We start from the raw sequence: 22455 nt of genomic DNA on the forward strand, positions 1-22455 counted from the left end.
TGCGATGCAGACGACTCGGTGTATCTGAAACACCGCTATCGCAGGCAAGCCAGCTCCCACATTTGTCCGCGTAAGGCCGACCAATATGCCCACTGCCCTTTACCGTTTCATCTTCGCTGCCTTGCTGTTGCTGCCTTTCGCAGCACAGGCAGGCGATGCCGAAGACTTCCTCGCTGCCAACCCGACGCAACAAGCCAAGCTGCTCCAGGATTGGGCCGCCCAGCCCGACCCCGCGCGCATCGAACTGGTGGACGCCCTGCAACAAGGCCAGCTCACGCTCAACGGTGAAACCAAAACCGTACGCCTGAACAACCGCCTGCGCGGGCTGATCGACAACGTCCAAGCCAGCCAGCAACTGCTCGCCGCCGACCCCAAGGTGCGCCTGGCAGCGGCAAAAACCCTGCAAAAAAGCGCGCAACCTGCGCAACTCAAATTCCTCGACCAGCAAGTTGCCGCCGAAACCAACGAGGACGTGCACACCGCCCTCAGCCTGGCCCTGGCCAACCTGCAACTGGTCGACACCGACCCCGTCGTGCGCCTCGCCGCCGTGCGTTTGCTGGGCGGCACCGGCGACCCGCTGGCCCGCACGCGTCTTGAGGCGTTGCTCGCGCCGGGTGTCGAAACCGACGCCGCCGTGCACACCGCCGCCGAGACCAGCCTGGCTCAGGTCAAACGCAAACTGATGTTCGGCGAAATCCTCGGCCAGGCCTTCAGCGGCATGTCCCTGGGCTCGATCCTGTTGCTTGCCGCCTTGGGCCTGGCGATTACGTTCGGCCTGCTTGGCGTGATCAACATGGCCCACGGAGAGATGCTGATGCTCGGCGCGTATTCGACCTACGTGGTGCAACTGATGATGCAGCGCTACGTACCTGCGGCCATCGAGTTCTACCCGTTGATCGCGCTGCCAGTGGCGTTTTTTGTCACCGCCGCCATTGGCATGGCCCTGGAGCGTACGGTGATTCGCCACCTCTACGGCCGGCCATTGGAAACCCTGCTCGCCACCTGGGGCATCAGCCTGATGCTGATCCAATTGGTGCGTCTGGTGTTCGGTGCGCAGAACGTCGAAGTGTCCAATCCCGAATGGCTGTCCGGTGGCATTCAAGTGCTGCCCAACCTGGTGCTGCCATACAACCGCATTGTGATCATCGCCTTCGCGCTGTGCGTGGTGGTGCTGACCTGGCTGGTGCTGAACAAGACCCGCCTGGGTCTCAACGTGCGCGCCGTCACCCAGAACCGCAACATGGCCGCCTGCTGCGGCGTACCCACCGGGCGCGTGGACATGCTCGCGTTTGGCCTGGGCTCCGGTATCGCAGGTTTAGGCGGCGTTGCTTTGAGCCAGATCGGCAACGTCGGCCCGGACCTGGGCCAGAGCTACATCATCGACTCATTCCTGGTGGTGGTGCTCGGCGGTGTCGGCCAGTTGGCCGGCAGCGTCATGGCCGCCTTTGGCCTGGGCATCGCCAACAAGATTCTGGAGCCACAGATCGGCGCCGTACTCGGCAAGATCCTGATCCTCGCGCTGATCATTCTGTTTATCCAGAAACGCCCGCAAGGACTCTTCGCACTGAAAGGACGGGTGATCGACTGATGAACCAGCCATTGATGCTTACGGCCACGCAAAAGGCCGGCCCCAAAGTGACGATAGCGGTGGGCGCGGTGATCCTGATCCTGCTGCTGGCCCTGCCCGTATGCTCGCTGCTGTCGCCTGAACATCCGCTGCATGTGTCGGCCTACACCCTGACACTGATGGGCAAGATCCTCTGCTACGCCATCGTCGCCCTGGCCCTGGACCTGGTGTGGGGTTACGCAGGGATGTTGTCCCTCGGCCACGGCCTGTTCTTTGCCCTGGGCGGTTACGCGATGGGCATGTACCTGATGCGTCAGGCGTCCGGGGACGAGCTACCGGCGTTCATGACCTTCTTGTCGTGGACTGAGTTGCCTTGGTATTGGATGGGCACCGAACACTTCCTCTGGGCCATGTGCCTGGTGGTGCTGGCGCCGGGTTTACTGGCGCTGGTGTTCGGGTTCTTCGCCTTCCGCTCGCGGATCAAGGGCGTGTATTTCTCGATCATGACCCAGGCCCTGACCTTTGCCGGGATGCTGCTTTTTTTCCGCAACGAGACCGGGTTTGGCGGCAACAACGGCTTCACCAATTTTCGCAGCATCCTGGGCTTTGGCATTACCGAGCCAGGCACGCGAGCGGTGTTGTTTTTTGCCACGGTGGTGTTGCTGGTCGCCAGCTTGTACACCGGCTGGCGCCTGGCGCAGAGCAAGTTCGGCCGGGTACTGACGGCATTGCGCGACGCCGAAAATCGCCTGATGTTTTGCGGTTACGACCCGCGCGGTTTCAAGTTGTTTGTGTGGGTGTTGAGCGCCGTCTTGTGTGGCCTGGCCGGGGCGCTGTATGTGCCGCAGGTGGGGATCATCAACCCCAGCGAAATGTCGCCGACCAACTCCATCGAAGCCGCTGTGTGGGTGGCCTTGGGTGGGCGCGGCACACTGATCGGCCCGCTGCTGGGCGCCGGCGTGGTGAACGGCATGAAGAGCTGGTTCACCGTGGCGTTTCCGGAATACTGGCTGTTCTTTCTCGGGGCGCTGTTCATCATCGTCACCCTGTATTTGCCCAAGGGTGTCATCGGCCTGTTGAAGAAACGGGGTGAGCAATGATGCATCTAGAACCGAGAGCCACTGCGACGGCGGAATTTATGCTCGAACCTATTCTTGAGCCGAACAAAGATGCGGGCAGCAGCCGCGATGCGATCGGCATCGGCCAGGCCGCAGGCAAGGGTCTCAACACCCGCCACGGCACCCTCCTGACCCTGGAAGACATCAGTGTCAGCTTCGACGGTTTCAAGGCGCTCAATGACCTGAACCTGTACATCGGCGTCGGCGAACTGCGCTGCATCATCGGCCCCAACGGCGCGGGCAAAACCACGCTAATGGACGTGATCACCGGCAAGACCCGCCCCAGCCACGGCAAGGCCTGGTTTGGCGAAACCCTCGACCTGACCAGCATGAGCGAAGTGCAGATCGCCCAGGCCGGCATCGGCCGCAAGTTCCAGAAACCCACGGTATTCGAAGCCCTGAGCGTGTTCGAAAACCTGGAACTGGCGCAGAAAACCGACAAGTCCGTGTGGGCCAGCCTGCGCGCACGCCTGAGCGGCGAGCAGAAAGACCGTATCGATGAAGTGCTCGAGACCATCCGCCTGACCGCTTCGGTACAGCGCCCGGCCGGGCTGCTGTCCCACGGCCAGAAGCAGTTCCTGGAAATCGGCATGTTGTTGATGCAAGACCCGCAGCTGTTGCTGCTGGACGAACCGGTAGCGGGCATGACCGACGCCGAAACCGAATTCACCGCCGAACTGTTCAAGCGCCTCGCGGGCAAGCACTCGCTGATGGTGGTGGAGCACGACATGGGCTTCGTCGGCTCGATTGCCGACCACGTGACGGTGTTGCACCAGGGCAGCGTGCTGGCCGAAGGGTCGCTGGAACAGGTGCAGGAAAATGAGCGGGTGATCGAGGTTTATCTCGGTCGCTGATGCTGACGTGAACTGCTTTATGTGGGCGCTGGCTTGCCTGCAATACAGGCGATTCGGTCTACCCGTGGGACCACGGTGATGCCATCGCAGGCAAGCCAGCTCCCACATTGATCCGGTTCCCACAAGGGAATTGAGGAGAACTCCAGAATGCTGCAAGTCGACACGCTGCATCAGTACTACGGCGGTAGCCACATCCTGCGCGGGCTGTCATTTGACGTAAAAATCGGCGAAGTCACCTGCCTGCTCGGCCGTAATGGCGTGGGCAAGACCACCCTGCTCAAATGCCTGATGGGTTTGCTGCCGGCCAAAGAGGGCGCGGTGAACTGGGAAGGCAAGGCCATTACGGGGCTCAAGCCGCACCAGCGCGTGCATGCTGGCATTGCCTACGTGCCTCAGGGCCGGGAGATTTTTGGGCGCCTGACCGTGGAAGAAAACCTGTTGATGGGCCTCTCACGTTTTCCCGGTTCCGAGGCCAAAGAGGTCCCGGCGTTTATCTACGAACTGTTCCCGGTATTGCTGCAGATGAAGCACCGGCGTGGCGGTGATTTGTCCGGCGGCCAGCAGCAACAGTTGGCAATCGGCCGTGCGCTGGCCAGCCGCCCGCGCCTGTTGATTCTCGACGAGCCTACCGAAGGCATCCAGCCGTCGGTGATCAAGGAAATTGGCATGGTGATCAAGAAACTCGCGGCACGCGGCGACATGGCAATCCTGTTGGTGGAGCAGTTCTACGACTTCGCCGCCGAGCTGGCCGACCAGTACCTGGTGATGTCACGCGGTGAAATCGTCCAGCAAGGCCGAGGTGAAAATATGGAAAGTGAGGGTGTGCGCGGGCTGGTTTCTATATAAGTAAGAATCTAATCTTTAGCGTCCGAAGATAAGCAAACAGCCATGAACCTGCCCGTTACTCCCGCCCTGTTCACCCCCAGCTGGCACGCCGAGCTGGAGCTCGGCTACGCGCGTTTCGGCGACACCACGCGCCCGGTGATGCGCCGCCACCTCGGCCCGCTGCGCGTGCAAAAGCACCTGTACGCCGAAGGCCCCGAGGTGTGCCAGCACATCATCGTGCACCCGCCCGGTGGGATTGCCGGCGGTGATCGCCTGGACATCAGCGCCCATGTCGGCGCCAATGCCTGGGCGCAATTGACCAGCCCCGGCGCGGCCAAGTGGTACCGCGCCAGCGGCCCGGCCTTTCAAAAGCTTGAACTGACGGTAGAAGCTGGCGCCACGCTGGAATGGCTGCCTCAGGAAACCATCGTGTTCAGCGCCGCCCAGGCCGAACTCACCACGCGTATTGATCTGCAAGGCGATGCCCGGCTGTTCTACTGGGACGTGGTCGCCCTCGGCCGCCCGGCCAGTGGCGAGCGTTTCGACCTCGGCCACTTCCAATCGCACCTGGACATTCGCCGCGACGGCCAGTTGCTCTGGCATGAGCGCCAGCGCATTGTAGGCGCCGACGGTTTGCTCGACTCACCCATTGGGCTGGACGGCCAGCCGGTGTTTGCCACGCTGTTGCTCACTGGCGATATCGACCCCGAATTACTGGAACACTGCCGCGCCTTGCCGCACGCGGTGCGCGGCGACCTGACCCAATTGCCAGGCCTGCTGGTGGCCCGCTGTTTGGCCAGTGAAGCCTTGCTGGCACGGGGCTGGTTGATTGATTTATGGCGGCTGTTGCGCCCGGCCGTGCTGGGGCGGGAAGCAGTCGCCCCGAGAATCTGGAGCACATGACGATCAAAATGTGGAAATCAGTTTGTGTGGGAGCTGGCTTGCCTGCGATGGCATCACCTCGGTACATCAGATACACCGAGTTGCCTGCATCGCAGGCAAGCCAGCTCCCACACAAGCCCGCTCCCACTCTTGGGTCTCTGTTGTATTTAAGCATGCTATCTGTGAAGGACCTTGAACCATGGATTTGACCCCACGGGAAAAAGACAAACTGCTGATCTTCACCGCCGGCCTGGTGGCCGAACGCCGCTTGGCACGGGGTGTGAAGCTCAACTACCCGGAAACCATCGCCTACATATCCGCCGCGCTGATGGAAGGCGCGCGCGATGGCCGCACCGTCGCCGACCTGATGCACTACGGCACCACCCTGCTCAGCCGCGAGCAAGTGATGGAAGGCATCCCGGAAATGATCCCGGATATCCAGGTGGAGGCCACCTTCCCCGACGGCACCAAGCTGGTCACCGTCCACCAGCCCATCGCGTGAGGCCCGGCCATGATTCGTGATGCAACCGCGCAAGACCTGCCGGCCATTCGAGACATCTACAACGACGCCGTATTGAACACCACGGCGATCTGGAACGAACAACCGGTCGACCTGGCTAACCGTCAGGCCTGGTTCAGTGCGCGCCAGGCCCAGGCCTATCCGATTCTGGTGGCAGTCGAAAACGATGAGGTCACCGGCTACGCCTCATTCGGCGACTGGCGGCCTTTCGAAGGCTTTCGCTACAGCGTCGAGCACTCGGTGTACGTGCGCAACGACCAGCGCGGCAAAGGCCTCGGCCCACGCCTGATGCAAGCCCTGATAGAACGTGCCTGCACCTGCGGCAAACACGTGATGGTCGCAGCCATCGAAAGCGGCAACCAGGCGTCTATCCGCCTGCATGAGCGCCTGGGATTCGTCACGACCGGGCAAATGCCACAAGTGGGCATCAAGTTCGGTCGCTGGCTGGACCTGACCTTTATGCAACTGACATTGAATCCGGGCGCCGAACCGCCCAAGGAGTGAGATCGATGAACACCGCCCAACTGCGTCGAGTGAATGCTGAAAGTTTTGCCCATTACCGCCTGGGCTTGATCGAGCTGTTGCTGGACGCGGTGAAGCACGGTGCTTCGGTCGGTTTTATGGCCGACTTCGATGAAGCCCAGGCCCGTGCCTATTTGAATGGCGTGCAGGCGAGTATCGAAGACGCCAGCCTGCTGTTGTGGGTAGTGGTGCGAGACGAGCAGGTGATCGCCAGCGTACAACTGGCGCTGTGCCAGAAAGCCAATGGCCTGAACCGTGCTGAAGTGCAAAAGCTGCTGGTACACAGCAGCGCCCGGCGCCATGGCCTGGGCCAGCAATTGATGAGCGCCCTGGAACTCGCCGCGCGCCAGCACAAGCGCGGCCTGTTGTACCTGGACACCGAAGCCGGCTCCGGCGCCGAAGCGTTTTACCAGTCGCTGCGCTACACCAAAATCGGTGAATTGCCCGATTACTGCCAAAGCCCGGACGGGCGCTACAGCCCGACCGCCATCTACTTCAAGACCCTGGGGCAACCTGCATGATTCCTGGTGAATATCAGATCCAGCCTGGCGACATCGAGCTCAATGTAGGCCGGCGCACCATCACCCTCAGCGTGGCCAACAGCGGCGACCGGCCGATCCAGGTGGGCTCGCATTATCATTTTTTCGAAACCAATGACGCGCTGACCTTTGATCGCGCCGCGAGCCGTGGCATGCGCCTGAATATTCCGGCGGGCACGGCGGTGCGGTTTGAGCCGGGGCAGAGTCGAGAAATCGAGTTGGTGGATTTGAGCGGTGGGCGCCGGGTGTTCGGCTTCGCCGGGCGGATTATGGGTGACCTTTAGGGCCTCATCGCGAGCAAGCCCGCTCCCACAGGGGAATGCATTCCAAATGCGGGAGCGGGCTTGCTCGCGAAAACGATTTCACATTCAACACATTTTTTCTCAGGGCTCACACACATGAAAATCAGCCGCCAAGCCTACGCCGACATGTACGGCCCCACCGTCGGTGACAAGGTCCGCCTGGCCGACACCGAGCTGTTCGTCGAAGTGGAGCAGGACTTCACCGTCTACGGCGAAGAAGTGAAATTCGGCGGCGGCAAGGTGATTCGCGACGGTCAGGGCCAAAGCCAGTTGCTCGCCCATGAAGTGGTGGACACGCTGATCACCAACGCGCTGATCATCGACCACTGGGGCATCGTCAAAGCCGACGTCGGCCTGAAGAACGGCCGCATTCACGCGATCGGCAAGGCCGGCAACCCGGATATACAGCCGGGCGTGACCATGGCCATCGGCGCCAGCACCGAAGTGATTGCCGGTGAAGGCATGATCCTCACCGCCGGCGGCATCGACTCCCACGTGCATTTCATCTGCCCGCAGCAGATCGAAGAGGCGCTGACCAGCGGCGTCACCACCATGATCGGCGGCGGCACCGGCCCGGCTACCGGCACCAATGCCACTACCTGCACCTCGGGCCCGTGGCACTTGGCGCGCATGCTTCAAGCCAGCGATTCGTTCCCGATGAACATCGGCTTCACCGGCAAGGGCAACGCCAGTTTGCCGGAGCCGTTGGTCGAGCAGGTCAAGGCCGGCGCCATCGGTTTGAAGCTGCATGAAGACTGGGGCACCACACCGGCCAGCATCGACAACTGCCTGAGCGTTGCCGATGAATACGACGTGCAAGTGGCGATTCACAGCGACACGCTCAACGAATCCGGCTTTGTCGAAACCACCCTCGCCGCCCTCAAGGGCCGCACCATCCACACCTACCACACCGAAGGTGCCGGTGGCGGCCACGCGCCGGACATCATCAAGGCTTGCGGCTTCCCTAACGTGCTGCCCAGCTCCACCAACCCGACCCGGCCGTTCACCCGCAATACCATCGACGAGCACCTGGACATGTTGATGGTCTGCCATCACCTGGACCCGAGCATTGCCGAAGACGTGGCCTTCGCCGAAAGCCGCATCCGCCGCGAAACCATCGCCGCCGAAGACATCCTGCACGACCTCGGTGCGTTCTCGATGATCAGCTCCGACAGCCAGGCCATGGGCCGCGTCGGCGAAGTGATCACGCGCACCTGGCAGACCGCCGACAAGATGAAAAAACAGCGCGGCGCCCTGCCCGGCGACGGCCCCGGTAATGATAATTTCCGCGCCAAACGCTACATCGCCAAGTACACCATCAACCCGGCGATCACCCACGGCATCAGCCATATCGTCGGCTCGATTGAAGTGGGCAAGTGGGCCGACCTGGTGCTGTGGCGCCCGGCGTTCTTCGGCATCAAGCCGACCCTGATTCTCAAGGGCGGCGCAATTGCCTCAAGCCTGATGGGCGACGCCAACGCGTCGATTCCCACGCCGCAGCCGGTGCATTACCGCCCAATGTTTGCCAGCTTCGGCAGCGCGTTGCATGCCACCAGCCTGACCTTTATCAGCCAGGCGGCGCAGGCAGCCGGCTTGCCCGAAGCCCTGGGTTTGAAAAAGCAGATTGAGGTGGTCAAGGGCTGTCGCAACGTGCAGAAAACCGACCTGATCCACAACGATTACCTGCCGGATATCGAAGTGGACCCACAGACCTATCAGGTCAAAGCCGATGGGGTGTTGCTGTGGTGTGAGCCCGCAGAGGTGTTGCCAATGGCCCAGCGCTACTTTTTGTTCTAGCGAAAACAACTCAGCCCCGAAGGCGAACCTGACGGTTCGTCTGCGGGGCTGAGTCGCGGTGACTGATCAAATTGCCGCAGGCCTCGGGTTCAAGCGGCCAGCAGTCACGACAGCCTTACGAGAACATATTTTTTATTATCGAGTCGCTGTACCCATAATCCATTCGCAGCTCGGCACCCGCCGGAATATCTTCGATCGCAAATACCGCACTCAGCATAAAGTTCTTTGTTTTTGTTGTTGCCGCAGGCCCCATTCCCAGCCACATATCCGCCTCAACGGGGAAGGCCACGGACTCAACGTTGTACCCCCCAGCAGCCTGACGTATTGGTTTGTCATTCGCGCCATACTCAAAGTGGGTGTTTATTCTGGAGATGATATTGTCCCCCGACAGGTGAACCGGCACCGTGACGAGTCGACCGCCCTCCAAGGTCGATTGAGTGCCGATGAGGATGGTGTAGGTTTGACCTCCGGAGCCGAAAAACCCAGAGGGTAGGACGGTGCCGCCGTAAACGCCGACGATCTCCCCTTTGGCGATACGCTTGTTGGCTACCACCATCGACTGTCCTATCAGCGACTTTTCCTGGGGCACCTTCATATCCTGCGCAGTGAACGTACGCCGCTGCAGTTTCTCTTCATAACGTGCGCCCACCTCCTCATACCCTTCAAACTTGATGTAAGGTTTGACTTGATCGGAGGTGTATTGAGTACCGGACTCCACCAGTTCAACGCGTCTTTGCAGCTTTCGAATACGTATCGGTCTGCCCTGATAATCCCTGAGTGGGTACTTACCGTTATTCGCTCGGTTATAACTCCCGACTGGATTGGGGGCGGCCGTGAAATGAACTTCACGCCTCATGGTGCTGAGCTCGTCCGCCGTATAGGGAACCACAGGCATAGACTCTGGAGCCTCTTCAAACTCATCCTCAGAACCACCCGGCGTAGACTCTGATGCGTCTTCAAACTTGTCCTCAGAACCACCCGGCCTCATCCCTCCTGGCGTACGTGGACGTTTCCACACCCCCGCGATATCGGGCTTGGCGATGATCCCGCTACTGACCAGGGCAAACGGGTTATCCGGTGCCTGCACCCACAATAGGTAGTGCTCGCCCTCCGCATCGGGCAGGCTCGCGACAAAATACTGTTTCCCATTGAAGTCGATGGCGCGTGCCTGCGAGAGCTGCAACTCGCGCGTGGTGCTTTTGCCTGGCTCAACCAGCACTTCAAGCGGTTCCCGTGGCAACAGAATCTGTGCGACTTCCTGTCGGCTCAGCGTCTCGATCAATGCGCTTTCCTTAATCGCCAGCTGTGCCTGCAAGTCATCGGCTTTGGCCTTATAGACCGTCTCGGACAACGCCTCTGCAAGGCGACTCTCATGCAGCGTGGCCAACTGCTGATGATAGGGCTCGCCCTGTGCATCAAATTGCGCGCGGTACTTGTGGGTGACATAGTCCTGCCAAAACTCTCGGGACAACAGCGCCTGATACTCCTGGGTAGATTTGTCCAGTTTGATGATTTTTTCATACGCGGTATCCAGCATTTGCGGCGTGACACCGGCCAGGTTGGTGAACCTGACGTTCTGCGGCTGCCCCGGCAATTGCAGCCGGTCCTTGAGGCCGTAGCGATACGCCAGCCTGACCTCCACCTCTTCAGCCAAGCGCGTGATATGGGGCAACTTGTCAGCCATCGAGACCGTAGGGTCATTGACGATGGCCTCGCTGCGCTGGATGTCCTGAGATGCAAACGTGTCGACTTCATGCAAACGGAACAAGCCTTTGGACAAGTTCGACAACTGCGCCGCTTGCGCCTGCCCCGTGGCCTGTGTACGCGCCCTGTAGATCAGCGTCGTGACTTCCAGGTTGCTGAAGGCGAACGCCGCGCGATCACAGCAACCGGGCTCGCCGGCCCGGTCGAACAGCTCGTTGCGGTGGTTTTCCGATTCCGGGGTATTTTCGCTGATGCTGTCGATCACCTCCCAGACGCGACGTTGCAAGTCGGCATGCCCCGGACCCGCCGGCTCCAGCCGGTTGAGAATGTCGAAGAACGGCCCCGCGCGCTCATTGTCGCGCAGCACCTGCCACTGGGCTCTTTTGGCTGACACCTGGTCCTCGGACAACCCTTGGGTCCAACGCAGCAGCGGCTGCTGCGCACCCGCGTCGTGCACACGCGCAGTACGGGTGTTGAGCGCGGTGGTCACCAAGGCGTTCGGATTGTTCGCGGACGCCAGCCCCGCCTGTTCAAGGCGCTGGTTGTATTGCCTGACCTGTTGCAGGGTGTCCGGGGTCAAAGGATTACCGGAGACCGTCGTCAGATTATTAATCCGGGCCGTCTGCGCCAACTGTTCGTCAGGTGGCGCAATGACTGAGGCCGGGATAGTCGTGATGTTGTTATTACTGAGTTCGACCTGATCCAGCAACGGTTGCTCACCCAAGCCGGTAGGCCAGGTATCGATGCCGGCGTTTCTCATACTCAGGGAGCGCATGTCAGTGATCAGGCTGAAGTCCGGCGTGATGCCCAGCGAGTTACCGTGCAGCCATAACGCCCGCAGCCTCACCCGCTGCGACAGGATTTGCGCCGTTTGCGGGGTGAGGCGGATCAGGTTGTTATTCAAAAACAAACGGGTCAGGTTGTGCATTTCACCCAGGGCCGGCGGCAGCACCCTGAGCTGGTTATTCGACACGTCCAGCCAACGCAGATGCCGATAGCGTGTCAGGAATCCTTCCGGCGAAGCGCTGAGGCCCATGTTGCTCAATTTCAGTGAGCCTACATGGCTGAAATCAATGTCCAGGTCCGGCAAGCTCGGCAGCCTAAGGCCACTCAAGTCCAGCTCCAAGCCAATCTGCTCTCCGTCATTGGCAAGCATTTGCGGGGTCTCCCGACGCCAGCACGCGAGAATACGTTGCTGAGCCTGATGACGATCCTCAAGGCCCGCCGCGTTGGCTTGTCGTTGGCCCGCGCGAACGTAGCGTTGGTGTTCGCCGCCGCCCGAAAACGCCCAGGCGTTCAACTGCTGTTGCAGGGTGTTGAACTCTTGTTCGAGCCTGGCCAGTTCAGCGTCGGCACCGCCGCCCAAACGCCAGACCCACTCCCTGGCTTCTTGCATGCGCTTGTTCGGGTACAGGCGTCGCAGCTTTTCGAGCCTGGGGTTACCACTGTCAAATGCGCCATCACGGGCGCTTTTCACCAGGTCCGGTCGGGCCTGATTCAAACGTTGCCAATAGCCATCAAATTTGCGCCAGTAATCCGGAGGAAATCGGTTGCCCTCAAGCAGGGTGACGCCATTGAGTTGGGCACTCGCGTCGAGCTGCTCGTCTGCCGGATTGAGGAGTTCCTCGGGCACCTCCCGTAAAAGATTGTGGCTCAAGTCGACGAATTCCATCCCCGCGCGTGCCCGCAATCCCGTTGGCCACCGGTCCAGCTGCGTATTCCTCAGGTTCAGGCTTCTCAACCGGGGCATGACACTCACATCCGGCGCAATCCTCAGCGGGTTATTGGTGAGGTAAAGCGCTTCAAGGTTGCTCAGCGCACTCAGCGTTCTGGCGCTTTGTGGGGTCAACCGAATGTTGTTGCCTGTCAGGTTCAACGAAGTCAGATTGTTCATTGCACCGATAGCGTCGGGTAACTCGGTCAGCCTGCAACGGCTGATGACCAAGTCTTTAAGGCGGGGGAATTTTCCAAGGAAAGCATCAGCGCTACCTGACCACTTGACTCCGACGAGCTCAAGCTTCTCGATATGGCTGAAGTCGGCGCTCAGTGCCGGTAACTCCATCACACCATCCATCAGCAACCGCAGAGGGCCTTTACCCGTACGCTGCCAGTGGCTCAAGATCTGCCTGGCGATGCCAGACGCTCGGGCGTCCACCGGTCCCGCAGCGGACTGCGGGGAATTCGCCTGAACCCAAACCTGCAATTCCCTCTCCAGCGTTTTGAACTCAGCTTCCCGAAGCGTCAGCCCACCCCGCACATTCGTACCCAATGATTGGATAAAGGCAGTGACCTCACCCTCCTCCATTGAAGGGTACAGCTTAAGGACTCGGGCTTTTACCGAAGTCTCTGAAGGACCAAAAACACTGGCTACCATCCGTCGAAACCCACGGCCACCGCCCAGCAAGCGCAGTGCAGGATCAATGGTCGGCTTGCGGACCGGGTGCTCCAACAACACCGTGCGCAGGCGCGCACGTGGCAGAGGCGCTTGCGCAATCGCGGCTTTCATTTGCAGCGCGTCGGTGAACCCCAGGGCCTGGCGCTCAGTGGCGGACAACAGGTCCCAGTTTGCGGCAAAAAAATCCCTGGGCATGGTCGCCTGGAACAAGCCGTTATCCATCTGTACCAGAACCCTGGCCGTTGCGTCTGGAGAACCGATGGCATCCAGTATCGCGCCCTGCGACGAATACTGACGCAGCTCCACCCGAGTACCCCGGCGCCATCCGGGCAAGGTTTCCAGGGTGCGCAAAGCCAGGCGCTGACTGTCGAGGTTCGCCAGGGTGTCCAGGTGCAGCCCCTCGTAAGCGCGTGCTACGCGTGTTTCCTGTTCACACCATTTCGCGTGTTCGGTCTGTGCTTCGGGCAGCAGCCCGGTGCTGCGCCAGGTTTGCAGTTGCTCGGAACTCAGGCTCTTGAGCAGGTGCGCCGCCATCGAGGTCGGTAACTCGGGATAATCCGCCAGTAGCCGCTGCACATCGGGGTCAACCGCGGCGGTCAACGCCCTGTAGCGTTCCTCCACCAGCGGGCCTTTGTAAGTGTCCACCGTGTCGCCCAGGTACTGGCGTAGCTTGCCCGCCCGCACATCCAGTGAGTCTTCGGCACTTCCGGGGATGTCGGTGAGCGCCGGGTCAACGCCTTGCAACGTGTTCAACACCTCTTTGAGCAACTCGCCACGCGCCAGTTGGCCTTCGTTGAGGACCACCACCCGTGTGGCGGACGACGAAGGCTCCGTTTCCCAGATGACTCTGGCACCACTGCCCAGCACCCGAAGACCGAGGTTTTGCGGCAACATCCCACGACGACGCATCATGTTCAGTTGCAGCGCCGGATCAGCCTTGGCGTAGACCGCCGGGTTGCTGCTATGCATGTGCTCGACAAAGGTCGTCAGCGCCTGATGGGCCTTGAAGTGCTGGATCGAATCCTCCAACAGCAAAGGCACCGGTTCATGCTCGACAAAGGTCTGGCGCAAGGTGTCCTCCTCTACACCGCTGGCGATGCGGGCTTGCTCCAGTGCCTCAGTGCCCAGCCCACGTTGCTCCAGCCCCAGGCGCCTCATCAGGGTCGGCTTGTCCCAAGTCAGCGGCTCCTCGACTTCATGGCTCCAGGCGCCGGCATGGTTATGTTCCAGTTGCGGCTCATAAGCACCGGGACGGCTGGGGTGCTGGATGCGGTACTGGCCGGTCTCGGGCTCCTGCCGGACCTGATAGTGGTCACCTTCATGGGGCAACACTTTCTGCCCGTTGTGCGGGTAGAGGCCCAAGGCGTCCGGCTTGGCCTCCGGAGGCAGTTCGACGGGCACCTTATAGGGCGTCATGTCCGGGTTCCACAACACCTGCCTGCCGGTGGGCAGCGTGACCGGTTTGAGGTTGTCGACCATGCTCGCCAGCTTGATGGCGGGCAACACCTTGGCCCCGGTGCCCAGCATCGCCGCATTGAGGGCCACGCTGGAAAAATGCGCCCACATCGTCTTCAGATCGCTTTGCTCGTAGGCTTCGATGCCTTCATACACTTCAGTGCACATCTGCGCCGCCCCCACCGCCAGCATGATCGGCCCCAGCCCCGGCACCACGAAAGCACCGAGGTTGAACACACTGATCACCGCGTCCAGGTAGCTCGACAGTCGGTCCATGCGCGCCTTGCGGTCTTCGTCACCGGTGGGCACGGCCACGGCGCGGGCATCCGACAAAATCTTGCGCGCCTGTGCCTCGCGCAGTTGCGCCCATAAGTTGGCTCCGATTGCCAACTCATCCAGGGGCAGCCTCGGCGGCCTGGATACCAGCGGGTAATCGCCGGCCGCGCCATTGCCGTTGGCGGGTTTGTACAACCCATTAAATTGCTGAAAAAAGAGGCCCTGCTCGCGCTGGGGCACGAACCGGCTGAAAAAGCGCCGGTACGAGGCGCTGTGCAAGCGGGTCCTGAGGTCGGCCATGAACTCGGCGCTGGAGGCGTACTCCCTGAGCGGCTGCTGGGGGTCGTTGGGGATGAACACCACCAGGCGCTCGACACTGTCACTGTCTTTACGGGCCGGACCGATCAGCAACGGCCCCACCAACACACTGCCAAACACCTTCAGCGCGGCAAACGTCACGGGTTTGCCATCAAGTGTGGCGCTGCCCGGGTCGGTGATGACCTGTTTGATCATGCGGTACGCATCGGCACCAATGCCCCACTCGGTCTGGTGAGCCGCCACCTCGGCGCTCAGTGCCAGCAATTGGCGCTGGTGTTCTTGCAGCTGCGTTTCCAGTGCGGTGCGTTGGGTCGCCTCATCCGGTTGGACGATGGCCTTGATGTGCTGCTGATACAAAGTCCCCAAGTCCAGGCTGCGGCACACTTGGGCAAATTCATGGGGGGCGATGGGCAGGGCCAGGGAATTGACCGCGCTGAAGGTCGGGATGACTTCGCCGTCGTACGAACTCCAGCGCGTTATGATCTGGCAATCGTTGCAGGCACTGGCTCGCTCTTCATCGAGCGCGAAATTGGCCAGGGCCGCCTCAAGCAGGGAGACACCACGGTATTCATAACTCAGCGCCGGGTCGTTTTGCTGCTCGAAGACAAACGCACCGTACAGGTCGTCGCGACTTTTGACCCCATACTTGCGCGCGAAATAGACGTTCTTGACGTCCACATCCAGGTTGAAGCGTTGCTTAATTGCGTCTTTAAGCGGCTGCTCGGCAAAGGCGAGTACATCCTTGATATTGCCAAGAGTGTTCTCCACCTGGTTCAAGGTCTCGCGATAACGGGTATGGCTGGCGGCCAGGTCAGCCTTTTGCTGGACCGTGGCGGTCAGGTACCAGCTGGGCAGTTCCATGTCGTGGTTGGCGAGTTCTTCCTGGCGCGCGGTGGCTGACTGGTTGAACCAGCTCGGCACGCGGTCTTTGAGGAAGTCGTAATGCACACCCCGAAGGTCAACGTTGAACGTGCCTTCGGGGGTAAGGGTAACGGGTTGTTCTGACATATCGGGCCATCCATGACGGGTTTAAAAAACCAGCCTATCGAATGGCCCTCGCTGTGGAGCCTTAGGTATTTATCGCACTCAAGAAAGCCTCACGCGAATTGAATGCAGCGCACACGTTGCCAATGCTCCTGTTCTAGCTCGCGGGTGAAAGACTGTTGATTGCCTGATCGGTGAAGGTACTGAGCAGGCGCTGGTACTGCGCATCGATACTGGCAAATGACGTGCTGTAATCCTGTTGAGTCATCACGTACCCCGGTTGGCTTGCGAGGCCAGTGCGCCCCAGTAACGCCGAAGTACGGCTGATGGTTGCGCTCAGCCCCTCGCGCTCCTGGGTGGACAACGAACCGGTATCGAGCCACTTCGCCAATGCCGCTTCCAGGTCAATCAACGCTTCGAATTGGTTGCGCACCGTCGAAAGTTCCTGACCGTGGGCTCGGTTCAGATAGTCGACCCACATGGGTTGTTCCAGCAGATTGCTCCGCACCAGTTCGCCCTGGTCCAGTGCCGTGACGTGCTTGAACGCCTCTTCGACCATCTGCGCGGTGACATAATCCTCGCGAAACGCCATGCTTTTGGCTTGCCATGGCAAGTTCAGTCGAGTGGCCAAAGGCGCGGTGTAGGACAGATAAATTTCAACCTCATCAATCGGCAGTACTTCGCGACCCTCGGCGTCGTACTGAATAATCGGAGCGCCTTCGTTGTCGTACTGCGGGTACTGCACGCCTTGCGCCTTGAGCTGCTCGACCCGGCGATGGGCAATCCTGCCCAGCTCATCCAATCGCCATTTGCCTCTGGCCAGGTTGAACACACTCCTTCGAACGACGCCGGCATCTTCACTGAAGTACGCAGCGCGCAGCAGCACTTCAACGCCCATGGCATTAAACAGCTGGGCTCCCGCGTCGACACAGGCAGTGGGATTACTTGCCATAAGGAATAACTCGTCACGCAAATCGGCGTCTTCGCCCATGGCCTCCAGCATTCGCCAGACCTTCGCGGTCAACTCCGGCAGCAACCGGCCGCTGTCGACCGTTGCATCCCCCGAACGCCTGAGGGCGCGCAACTCATTGAAGAAACCTTCGGAGCCGAATGTCTGTTCAAGATGATCCCATAGCCGTTGTTTGGAGCTCCACTCGTCCTGCGGCACTCCGGTGCTCCACAACCGGCGGTCATATTCACCCCGGGCAGGAAACTGGCGCTCCGGGTCGTAACCCGCCGCTTCGATGTACTGTTTGAATTGCGTCAGCAATTCGGGGGTAGCCAACTTCTCGCGACTGAGCAAGGTACGCGCGACAATCAGGGCATTGTCTGAACCAGGAGCAAAAACGGGAACACGGTTGATGGGGTTATCCATCAGATCCAGGCGAAAGTCACGCGGGCGCGGCACTCGAAAGACCCCGGCTGGCCATTCCTGAAGGTTGGTGTTGCTCAACCACAGCGTGCGCAAGCGCTTCATACCGCTGACATCCGGCGCCCGCTCCAGCCGGTTGTTTCTCAAGGACAGTGCCTCCAGCCGAGTGGCTCTACTCAACAACGTTACCTCCACGGGCGTCAGGGCGATCCGATTGCTTCCCAGGTTCAGGCTGCGCAAATGCGGCATATCGCCAATGGCCTGGGGCACCTCAGTCAACTCACCGTTCTCCAGGCTAAGATCACGCAGCCCACGAAAGTTGACGAGCAAACGGCGGACATCAGCATCGGTCGCGTTGCTGGAGTCCAGTGTCAGTTGAGTAACCCGGTCGAAATTGGCCCCCAGGGCCGGCAGCGTACGCAGTTGCTCTTGCAAGTCGGCTCCGACCCACTCTATTTTCTGCCCCACGGATTGACCGTGAGTGTCGTAATGACGCGGGCCGATTTCTTTCAATGCGCCGTGCAGGGTGCCATAAATGGCGCGCTTGGCTTTCAAGGCGTTGCGATCCGCCTCGCTGAACCGCTCGACCCCTTCCGTGTGCGTGGACAGCCACCGGTTCATCGTCGACTCAAAGACCTTGCGCTCTTGCTCCAGGCGCTTGAGCCACTGCTCATCGAACCAACCTTTGTCTTGGCGCAGGGCAATCACTTCGTCCGCGGTGAAATCGGGGTAAAGCGACAGAATGCGTTCTCGAACAATTTGGTCCCACGCGCTCCCCCCGCGCCCACTCAATAGATAGCCTCGCCGACCATCGGCCAACAATGTCGGAGGTCGAAAGAAGGGCTTTTTTTGCGGCTGCATGCCTAACACGTTGCGCAATTGCGCACGCGACAGGGCTTTTTCGGCTATCAACGCTTTGAGTTGCTCGCCCTGCCCCACGTCAGGCAAACCGATCGCGTTGCGATGCGCGTCGGGCAACGCATGCTGCAAGGAGCCATAGAGCCCGTTGATGCCATGCAGATCCTGCCCCCGTTCATCCATGGCTTGGTACCGCCCATCGTCCACCCGCACCAGCACCTTGCGCTCGGCGGCATCGACCGGGCCGAAGCTGGCGCGCAACTCACCTTCCATGCGGCCCTCACGCACCTCCAGGCGCAGGCCGTCACTCCAGCCGGGCACGTTGGCCAGGCTATTGAGCACCAGGGCCTCGGTGTCCTTGTTGGCCATGTCGTCGAGGTAGAGCCCTTCATAAGCATGGGTCAGGCGCATCTGCTGTTGCGCCAGCCGGGCCTTCTCCAAAAGACGAAACGGTATGGTACCGGTGCCGGTCATGATCTCCCGTTCGGACGGTGTAACGTCTGCCAGCAGTTCTCGCACCAGGTGCGTAGGTAGAGTGCTGAACTGGCGCTGCACCAGCGTGATCGCGCTGTCCGACGGCGGCTGCTGCGCAAGGTAGATACTCTTCATCAGCCGCGACCTGACACGGATGGCGTGCTGTTCAAGCTGTGTTTGCAAGGCCGCAGTGCGTGCCTCGGGTGTGCCGCTGAAGCGCCCCACCAAGTCTATGAGCTGGGCCTCACTCAACGACTCGATGACTCGCTTGGGCAACTGGCCGTTCATCAACTCGCCACGGTGAATGCGCAGGGTGTCCGACGCTGCGGCCAGGCTATTGCCATACTTGATCGACGCCCCACCCACCTCTTCACTCGAAAAAGCCTCTATTGCCACGCTCGCCGGCCACCTCGGCAACTCCACCATCAAGGACGCGGCATAGCTGCACAGGTCATTGCTGAGCGACCCCTGGCGTATGCCCTCGGCCACCTTCACCGCATCGCGATAGGCCCGGAACTGGCGCAGGGTATCGAGCAAAATCGCCGGCGCCGGCTCGCCCTCTACATGCACCCGGCGCAGCACATCCTCACTCACATCCGCGACGCGTCGCACCTGCTCCAATTCGGCATCGCTGAAACCGTCTGCTACCGGGCCCAACCGCCGCATCAGCGGCGCGCCTTCCCAGCTCTGCGGGCGTTCCAGTTCATGGTTCCAGAGACCACTGCCATTTCCCGCGAGTGTCGGTTGATAGGCGTCGGGCCGCGTGGGATGGACGATGCGGTAATCTTCTGTCACCGGGTCCTGCCGCACAGCGTACCGCCTACCCTCCAGCGGCAAGAGGGTTGTACCGTTGACCTGGTGCAGGCCTCGCTCGTCGACCGCAGCGCCGGAAGGTATCGGCTGAAGGTGTTCATAGGACGACAGGTCGGGCTTCCACAATCGCTGCTTGCCACTTGGCAGGGTGACGCGCTTGAGGTTGTCGACCACGCTGGTCAGCTTGATGGCGGGCAAAACCTTGGCCCCGGTGCCCAACATCGCCGCATTGAGGGCCACGCTGGAAAAATGCGCCCACATCGTCTTCAGATCGCTTTGCTCGTAGGCTTCGATGCCGTCATACACCTCAGTGCACATCTGCGCCGCGCCCACCGCCAGCATGATCGGCCCCAGCCCCGGCACCACAAAAGCGCCCAGGTTGAACACGCTGATAACCGCGTCCACGTAACTGCCCAACCGGGCCATGCGTGCCTCGCGGTCTTCATCGCCCGTGGGCACGGCCACGGCGCGGGCATCCGACAAAATCTTGCGTACCTGTGCTTCGCGCAGTTGCGCCCACAGGTTGCCGTTGATGCTCATCGCCTCCAGGGGCAACCTCACCGGCCTTGTTGCCATCGGGAAATCGCCTTCCGAGCCATTGCCGTTTGAGGGTTTATACAGCCCATTGAAGCGCTGAAAAAAAACACCCTGCTCGCGCTTGGGCACAAATCGGCTGAAAAAGCGCCGGTACGAGGCGCTGTGCAAACGGGTCCTGAGGTCGGCCATGAACTCGGCGCTGGAGGCATACTCCTTAAACGGCTGCTGGGGGTCGTTGGGGATGAACACGACAAGGCGTTCGACACTGTCACTGTCTTTACGGGCCGGACCGATCAGCAACGGCCCCACCAACACACTGCCAAACACCTTCAGGGCGGCAAACGTCACGGGTTTGCCATCAAGTGTGGCGCTGCCCGGGTCGGTGATGACCTGTTTGATCATGCGGTACGCATCGGCACCAATGCCCCACTCGGTCTGATGAGCCGCCACCTCGGCGCTCAGCGCCAGCAATTGGCGCTGGTGTTCTTGCAGCTGCGTTTCCAGTGCGGTGCGTTGGGTCGCCTCGTCCGGTTGGACGATGGCCTTGATGTGCTGCTGATACAAATTGCCCACGTCCAGGCTGCGGCACACTTGGGCAAACTCATGAGGGGCGATGGGCAGGGCTTGAGCGTTGACCGCGTGGAAGGTCGGGATCACTTCACCATCATAGGAACTCCAGGTGGTGATGATCTGGCAATCGTTGCAGGGACTGGCTCGTTCTTCATCGGGCTCGAAATTGGCCAGGGCGGCCTCAAGTAGGGAAACACCACGATATACATAGTTCAGCTCCGAGTCGCGTTGTTGGTCGAAGACCAAAAAGCCGAACAGGTCGTCGCGACTTTTAAACCCATACTTGCGCGCGAAATAGACGTTCTTGACGTCCACATCCAGGTTGAAGCGTTGCCTGAGTGCGTCTTTAAGCGGCTGCTCGGCAAAGGCGAGCACATCCTTGATATCACCGAGGGTGTTCTCTATCTGGTTCAAGGTTTCGCGATAACGGGTGTGGCTGGCGGCCAGGTCAGCCTTTTGCTGAACCGTGGCGGTCAGGTACCAACGGGGCAGTTGCAGTTCGTGGTGGGCGAGTTCTTCCTGGCGTGCAGTAGAGCCTTGGTTGAACCAGCCGGGCACACGGTCTTTGAGGAAGTCATAGTGAACGCCCCGAAGATCAGCGTTGAAGGTGCCTTCGGCGGTAGGGGCAGGTTGTTCTGACATAGTAGGGCTATCCATGACGGGCGGGAAAAAACCAACCTATCGAATAGCCCTACCTGAAAAGCCCTAGATAGTTATGCGGCTCAAAAATGCTCGCGCGGATTGAACGCCGCTTTCTGCGCCAGTTCCTGCCACAACGCCTTGACCTCCTCGTCGCTGCTTTTGGGCATCACGGCCTTGAGCTGCACAAACAGATAGCCGCGCTGCCCGGCTTTGTTGAGCAAGCCATGGCCTTTGGCGCGCATACGCTGGCCGTTCTGGCTGCCGGCCGGCACCTTGAGGTTGATCTTGCCGGTGAGGGTTGGCACCGCCACTTCCGCACCCAGCGCCAATTCCCACGGTGCCAGGGGCAAGTCGATGATCAGGTTTTCGCCATCCACCTCAAACTTGGGGTGCGACGCAAACTTGATGATCAGGTACAGATCGCCATTGGCGCCACCGCCAATACCCGGCGCGCCCTGCCCTTTGAGGCGGATGCGCTCACCGTCGGCCACACCGGCGGGGATCTTCACGTTCAGGCTCTTGGTGGTGTTGCTGACGTGACGACCCGAAGCGTCGTATTGCGGCACCTGGAAGCTGATCTGCTTGGACTCGGTGGACAGTGTCTCTTCGAGGAGCACCGTCAGTTGCATCTCCACGTCCTGGCCCTTGCGCCCGGTTGGACGGCGCTGGCCGCCACCGAAAGCATCGCTGCGGTTACCGAAGATCGAGCTGAAAAAGTCCGAAAAGTCCTCGGTGTTCTGGCCACCGCCAAAACCGCCACGGCTCTGCCAGCCCGGCGGGCCCTGGAACGGCTGGCCATGCTGGCCGTATTTGCGCAGTTCGTCGTATTCGGCGCGCTTATCGGCGCTTTTAAGCGCTTCATAGGCTTCGGACGCGTCCTTGAATTTTTCTTCGGCGTCTTTTTCCTTGCTCACGTCCGGGTGATATTTGCGTGCGAGCTTGCGATAGGCGGCCTTGATTTCCTTGTCATCGGCCGTCGGCTCGACACCCAGTATCTTGTAGTAGTCTTTGAAATCCATCGGCGGTTCACCATCCTTAATCGAGATCGCACAACCTGAGGCACAACGTGCGCTGCTTTGCACCTGTTGAGTCTTGTGGCCTGGGGGTGCGTCAAAGTGTTATCGGCGCTAG

At 60.5% G+C, this 22455-nt stretch carries 13 protein-coding genes; 10 read left to right on the forward strand and 3 right to left on the reverse strand.

Going from position 1 to position 22455, the window contains the following annotated elements; genetic code table 11:
• The first annotated feature begins 85 nt into the window (after nucleotides 1-85).
• The 10 genes from urtB (at nucleotide 86) to ureC (ending at nucleotide 8926) form a co-directional block, all read left to right on the forward strand.
• Nucleotides 86-1588 carry an urea ABC transporter permease subunit UrtB gene (gene urtB, locus ACLBW8_RS11045; protein ID WP_447805362.1) on the forward strand — a complete coding sequence of 501 codons (1503 nt, stop codon included), beginning with the start codon at nucleotides 86-88 and terminating at the stop codon, nucleotides 1586-1588.
• Nucleotides 1588-2667 (forward strand): urea ABC transporter permease subunit UrtC, encoded by a 1080-nt coding sequence (gene urtC, locus ACLBW8_RS11050; protein WP_064450460.1) that lies wholly within the window; start codon nucleotides 1588-1590, stop codon nucleotides 2665-2667. The genes urtB and urtC overlap by 1 nt, the downstream gene beginning before the upstream one ends.
• Nucleotides 2667-3539 (forward strand): urea ABC transporter ATP-binding protein UrtD, encoded by an 873-nt coding sequence (urtD, locus tag ACLBW8_RS11055; protein WP_447805518.1) that lies wholly within the window; start codon nucleotides 2667-2669, stop codon nucleotides 3537-3539. Before urtC ends, urtD begins: the two co-directional genes overlap by 1 nt.
• Nucleotides 3540-3686: 147 nt before the next feature.
• Nucleotides 3687-4385 (forward strand): urea ABC transporter ATP-binding subunit UrtE, encoded by a 699-nt coding sequence (urtE, locus tag ACLBW8_RS11060; RefSeq protein ID WP_447805363.1) that lies wholly within the window; start codon nucleotides 3687-3689, stop codon nucleotides 4383-4385.
• 42 nt (nucleotides 4386-4427) lie between these two features.
• On the forward strand, nucleotides 4428-5267 hold the full coding sequence (locus ACLBW8_RS11065; RefSeq protein ID WP_128591434.1) for an urease accessory protein UreD: 840 nt from the start codon (nucleotides 4428-4430) through the stop codon (nucleotides 5265-5267).
• 178 nt (nucleotides 5268-5445) lie between these two features.
• Nucleotides 5446-5748, forward strand: a complete 303-nt coding sequence (ureA, locus tag ACLBW8_RS11070) for an urease subunit gamma (protein WP_003171437.1) — start codon at nucleotides 5446-5448, stop codon at nucleotides 5746-5748.
• A 9-nt stretch (nucleotides 5749-5757) separates the two neighbouring features.
• Nucleotides 5758-6270: an N-acetyltransferase family protein gene (locus ACLBW8_RS11075; RefSeq protein ID WP_447805364.1), complete on the forward strand. Its 513-nt coding sequence runs from the start codon at nucleotides 5758-5760 to the stop codon at nucleotides 6268-6270.
• A gap of 5 nt (nucleotides 6271-6275) precedes the next feature.
• A complete protein-coding gene (locus ACLBW8_RS11080; RefSeq protein ID WP_447805365.1) occupies nucleotides 6276-6809 on the forward strand; it encodes an N-acetyltransferase family protein in 534 nt (177 codons plus the stop codon).
• Nucleotides 6806-7111, forward strand: coding sequence for an urease subunit beta (locus tag ACLBW8_RS11085; protein WP_447805366.1), 306 nt, complete (start codon nucleotides 6806-6808; stop codon nucleotides 7109-7111). The genes ACLBW8_RS11080 and ACLBW8_RS11085 overlap by 4 nt, the downstream gene beginning before the upstream one ends.
• A 114-nt stretch (nucleotides 7112-7225) precedes the next feature.
• A complete protein-coding gene (gene ureC / locus ACLBW8_RS11090; protein WP_064450452.1) occupies nucleotides 7226-8926 on the forward strand; it encodes an urease subunit alpha in 1701 nt (566 codons plus the stop codon).
• Nucleotides 8927-9041: 115 nt separating this feature from the next.
• Here the strand turns inward: ureC and ACLBW8_RS11095 are convergent, their stop codons facing one another.
• The 3 genes from ACLBW8_RS11095 to ACLBW8_RS11105 form a co-directional block, all read right to left on the reverse strand.
• Nucleotides 9042-16082, reverse strand: a complete 7041-nt coding sequence (locus tag ACLBW8_RS11095) for an NEL-type E3 ubiquitin ligase domain-containing protein (protein ID WP_447805367.1) — start codon at nucleotides 16080-16082, stop codon at nucleotides 9042-9044.
• A gap of 133 nt (nucleotides 16083-16215) precedes the next feature.
• Nucleotides 16216-21324 carry a dermonecrotic toxin domain-containing protein gene (locus tag ACLBW8_RS11100; RefSeq protein ID WP_447805368.1) on the reverse strand — a complete coding sequence of 1703 codons (5109 nt, stop codon included), beginning with the start codon at nucleotides 21322-21324 and terminating at the stop codon, nucleotides 16216-16218.
• An 80-nt stretch (nucleotides 21325-21404) separates the two neighbouring features.
• A complete protein-coding gene (locus ACLBW8_RS11105; protein WP_064450450.1) occupies nucleotides 21405-22343 on the reverse strand; it encodes a DnaJ C-terminal domain-containing protein in 939 nt (312 codons plus the stop codon).
• Nucleotides 22344-22455: the final 112 nt, after the last annotated feature.

Source organism: Pseudomonas sp. M5A4_2d (assembly GCF_053345295.1).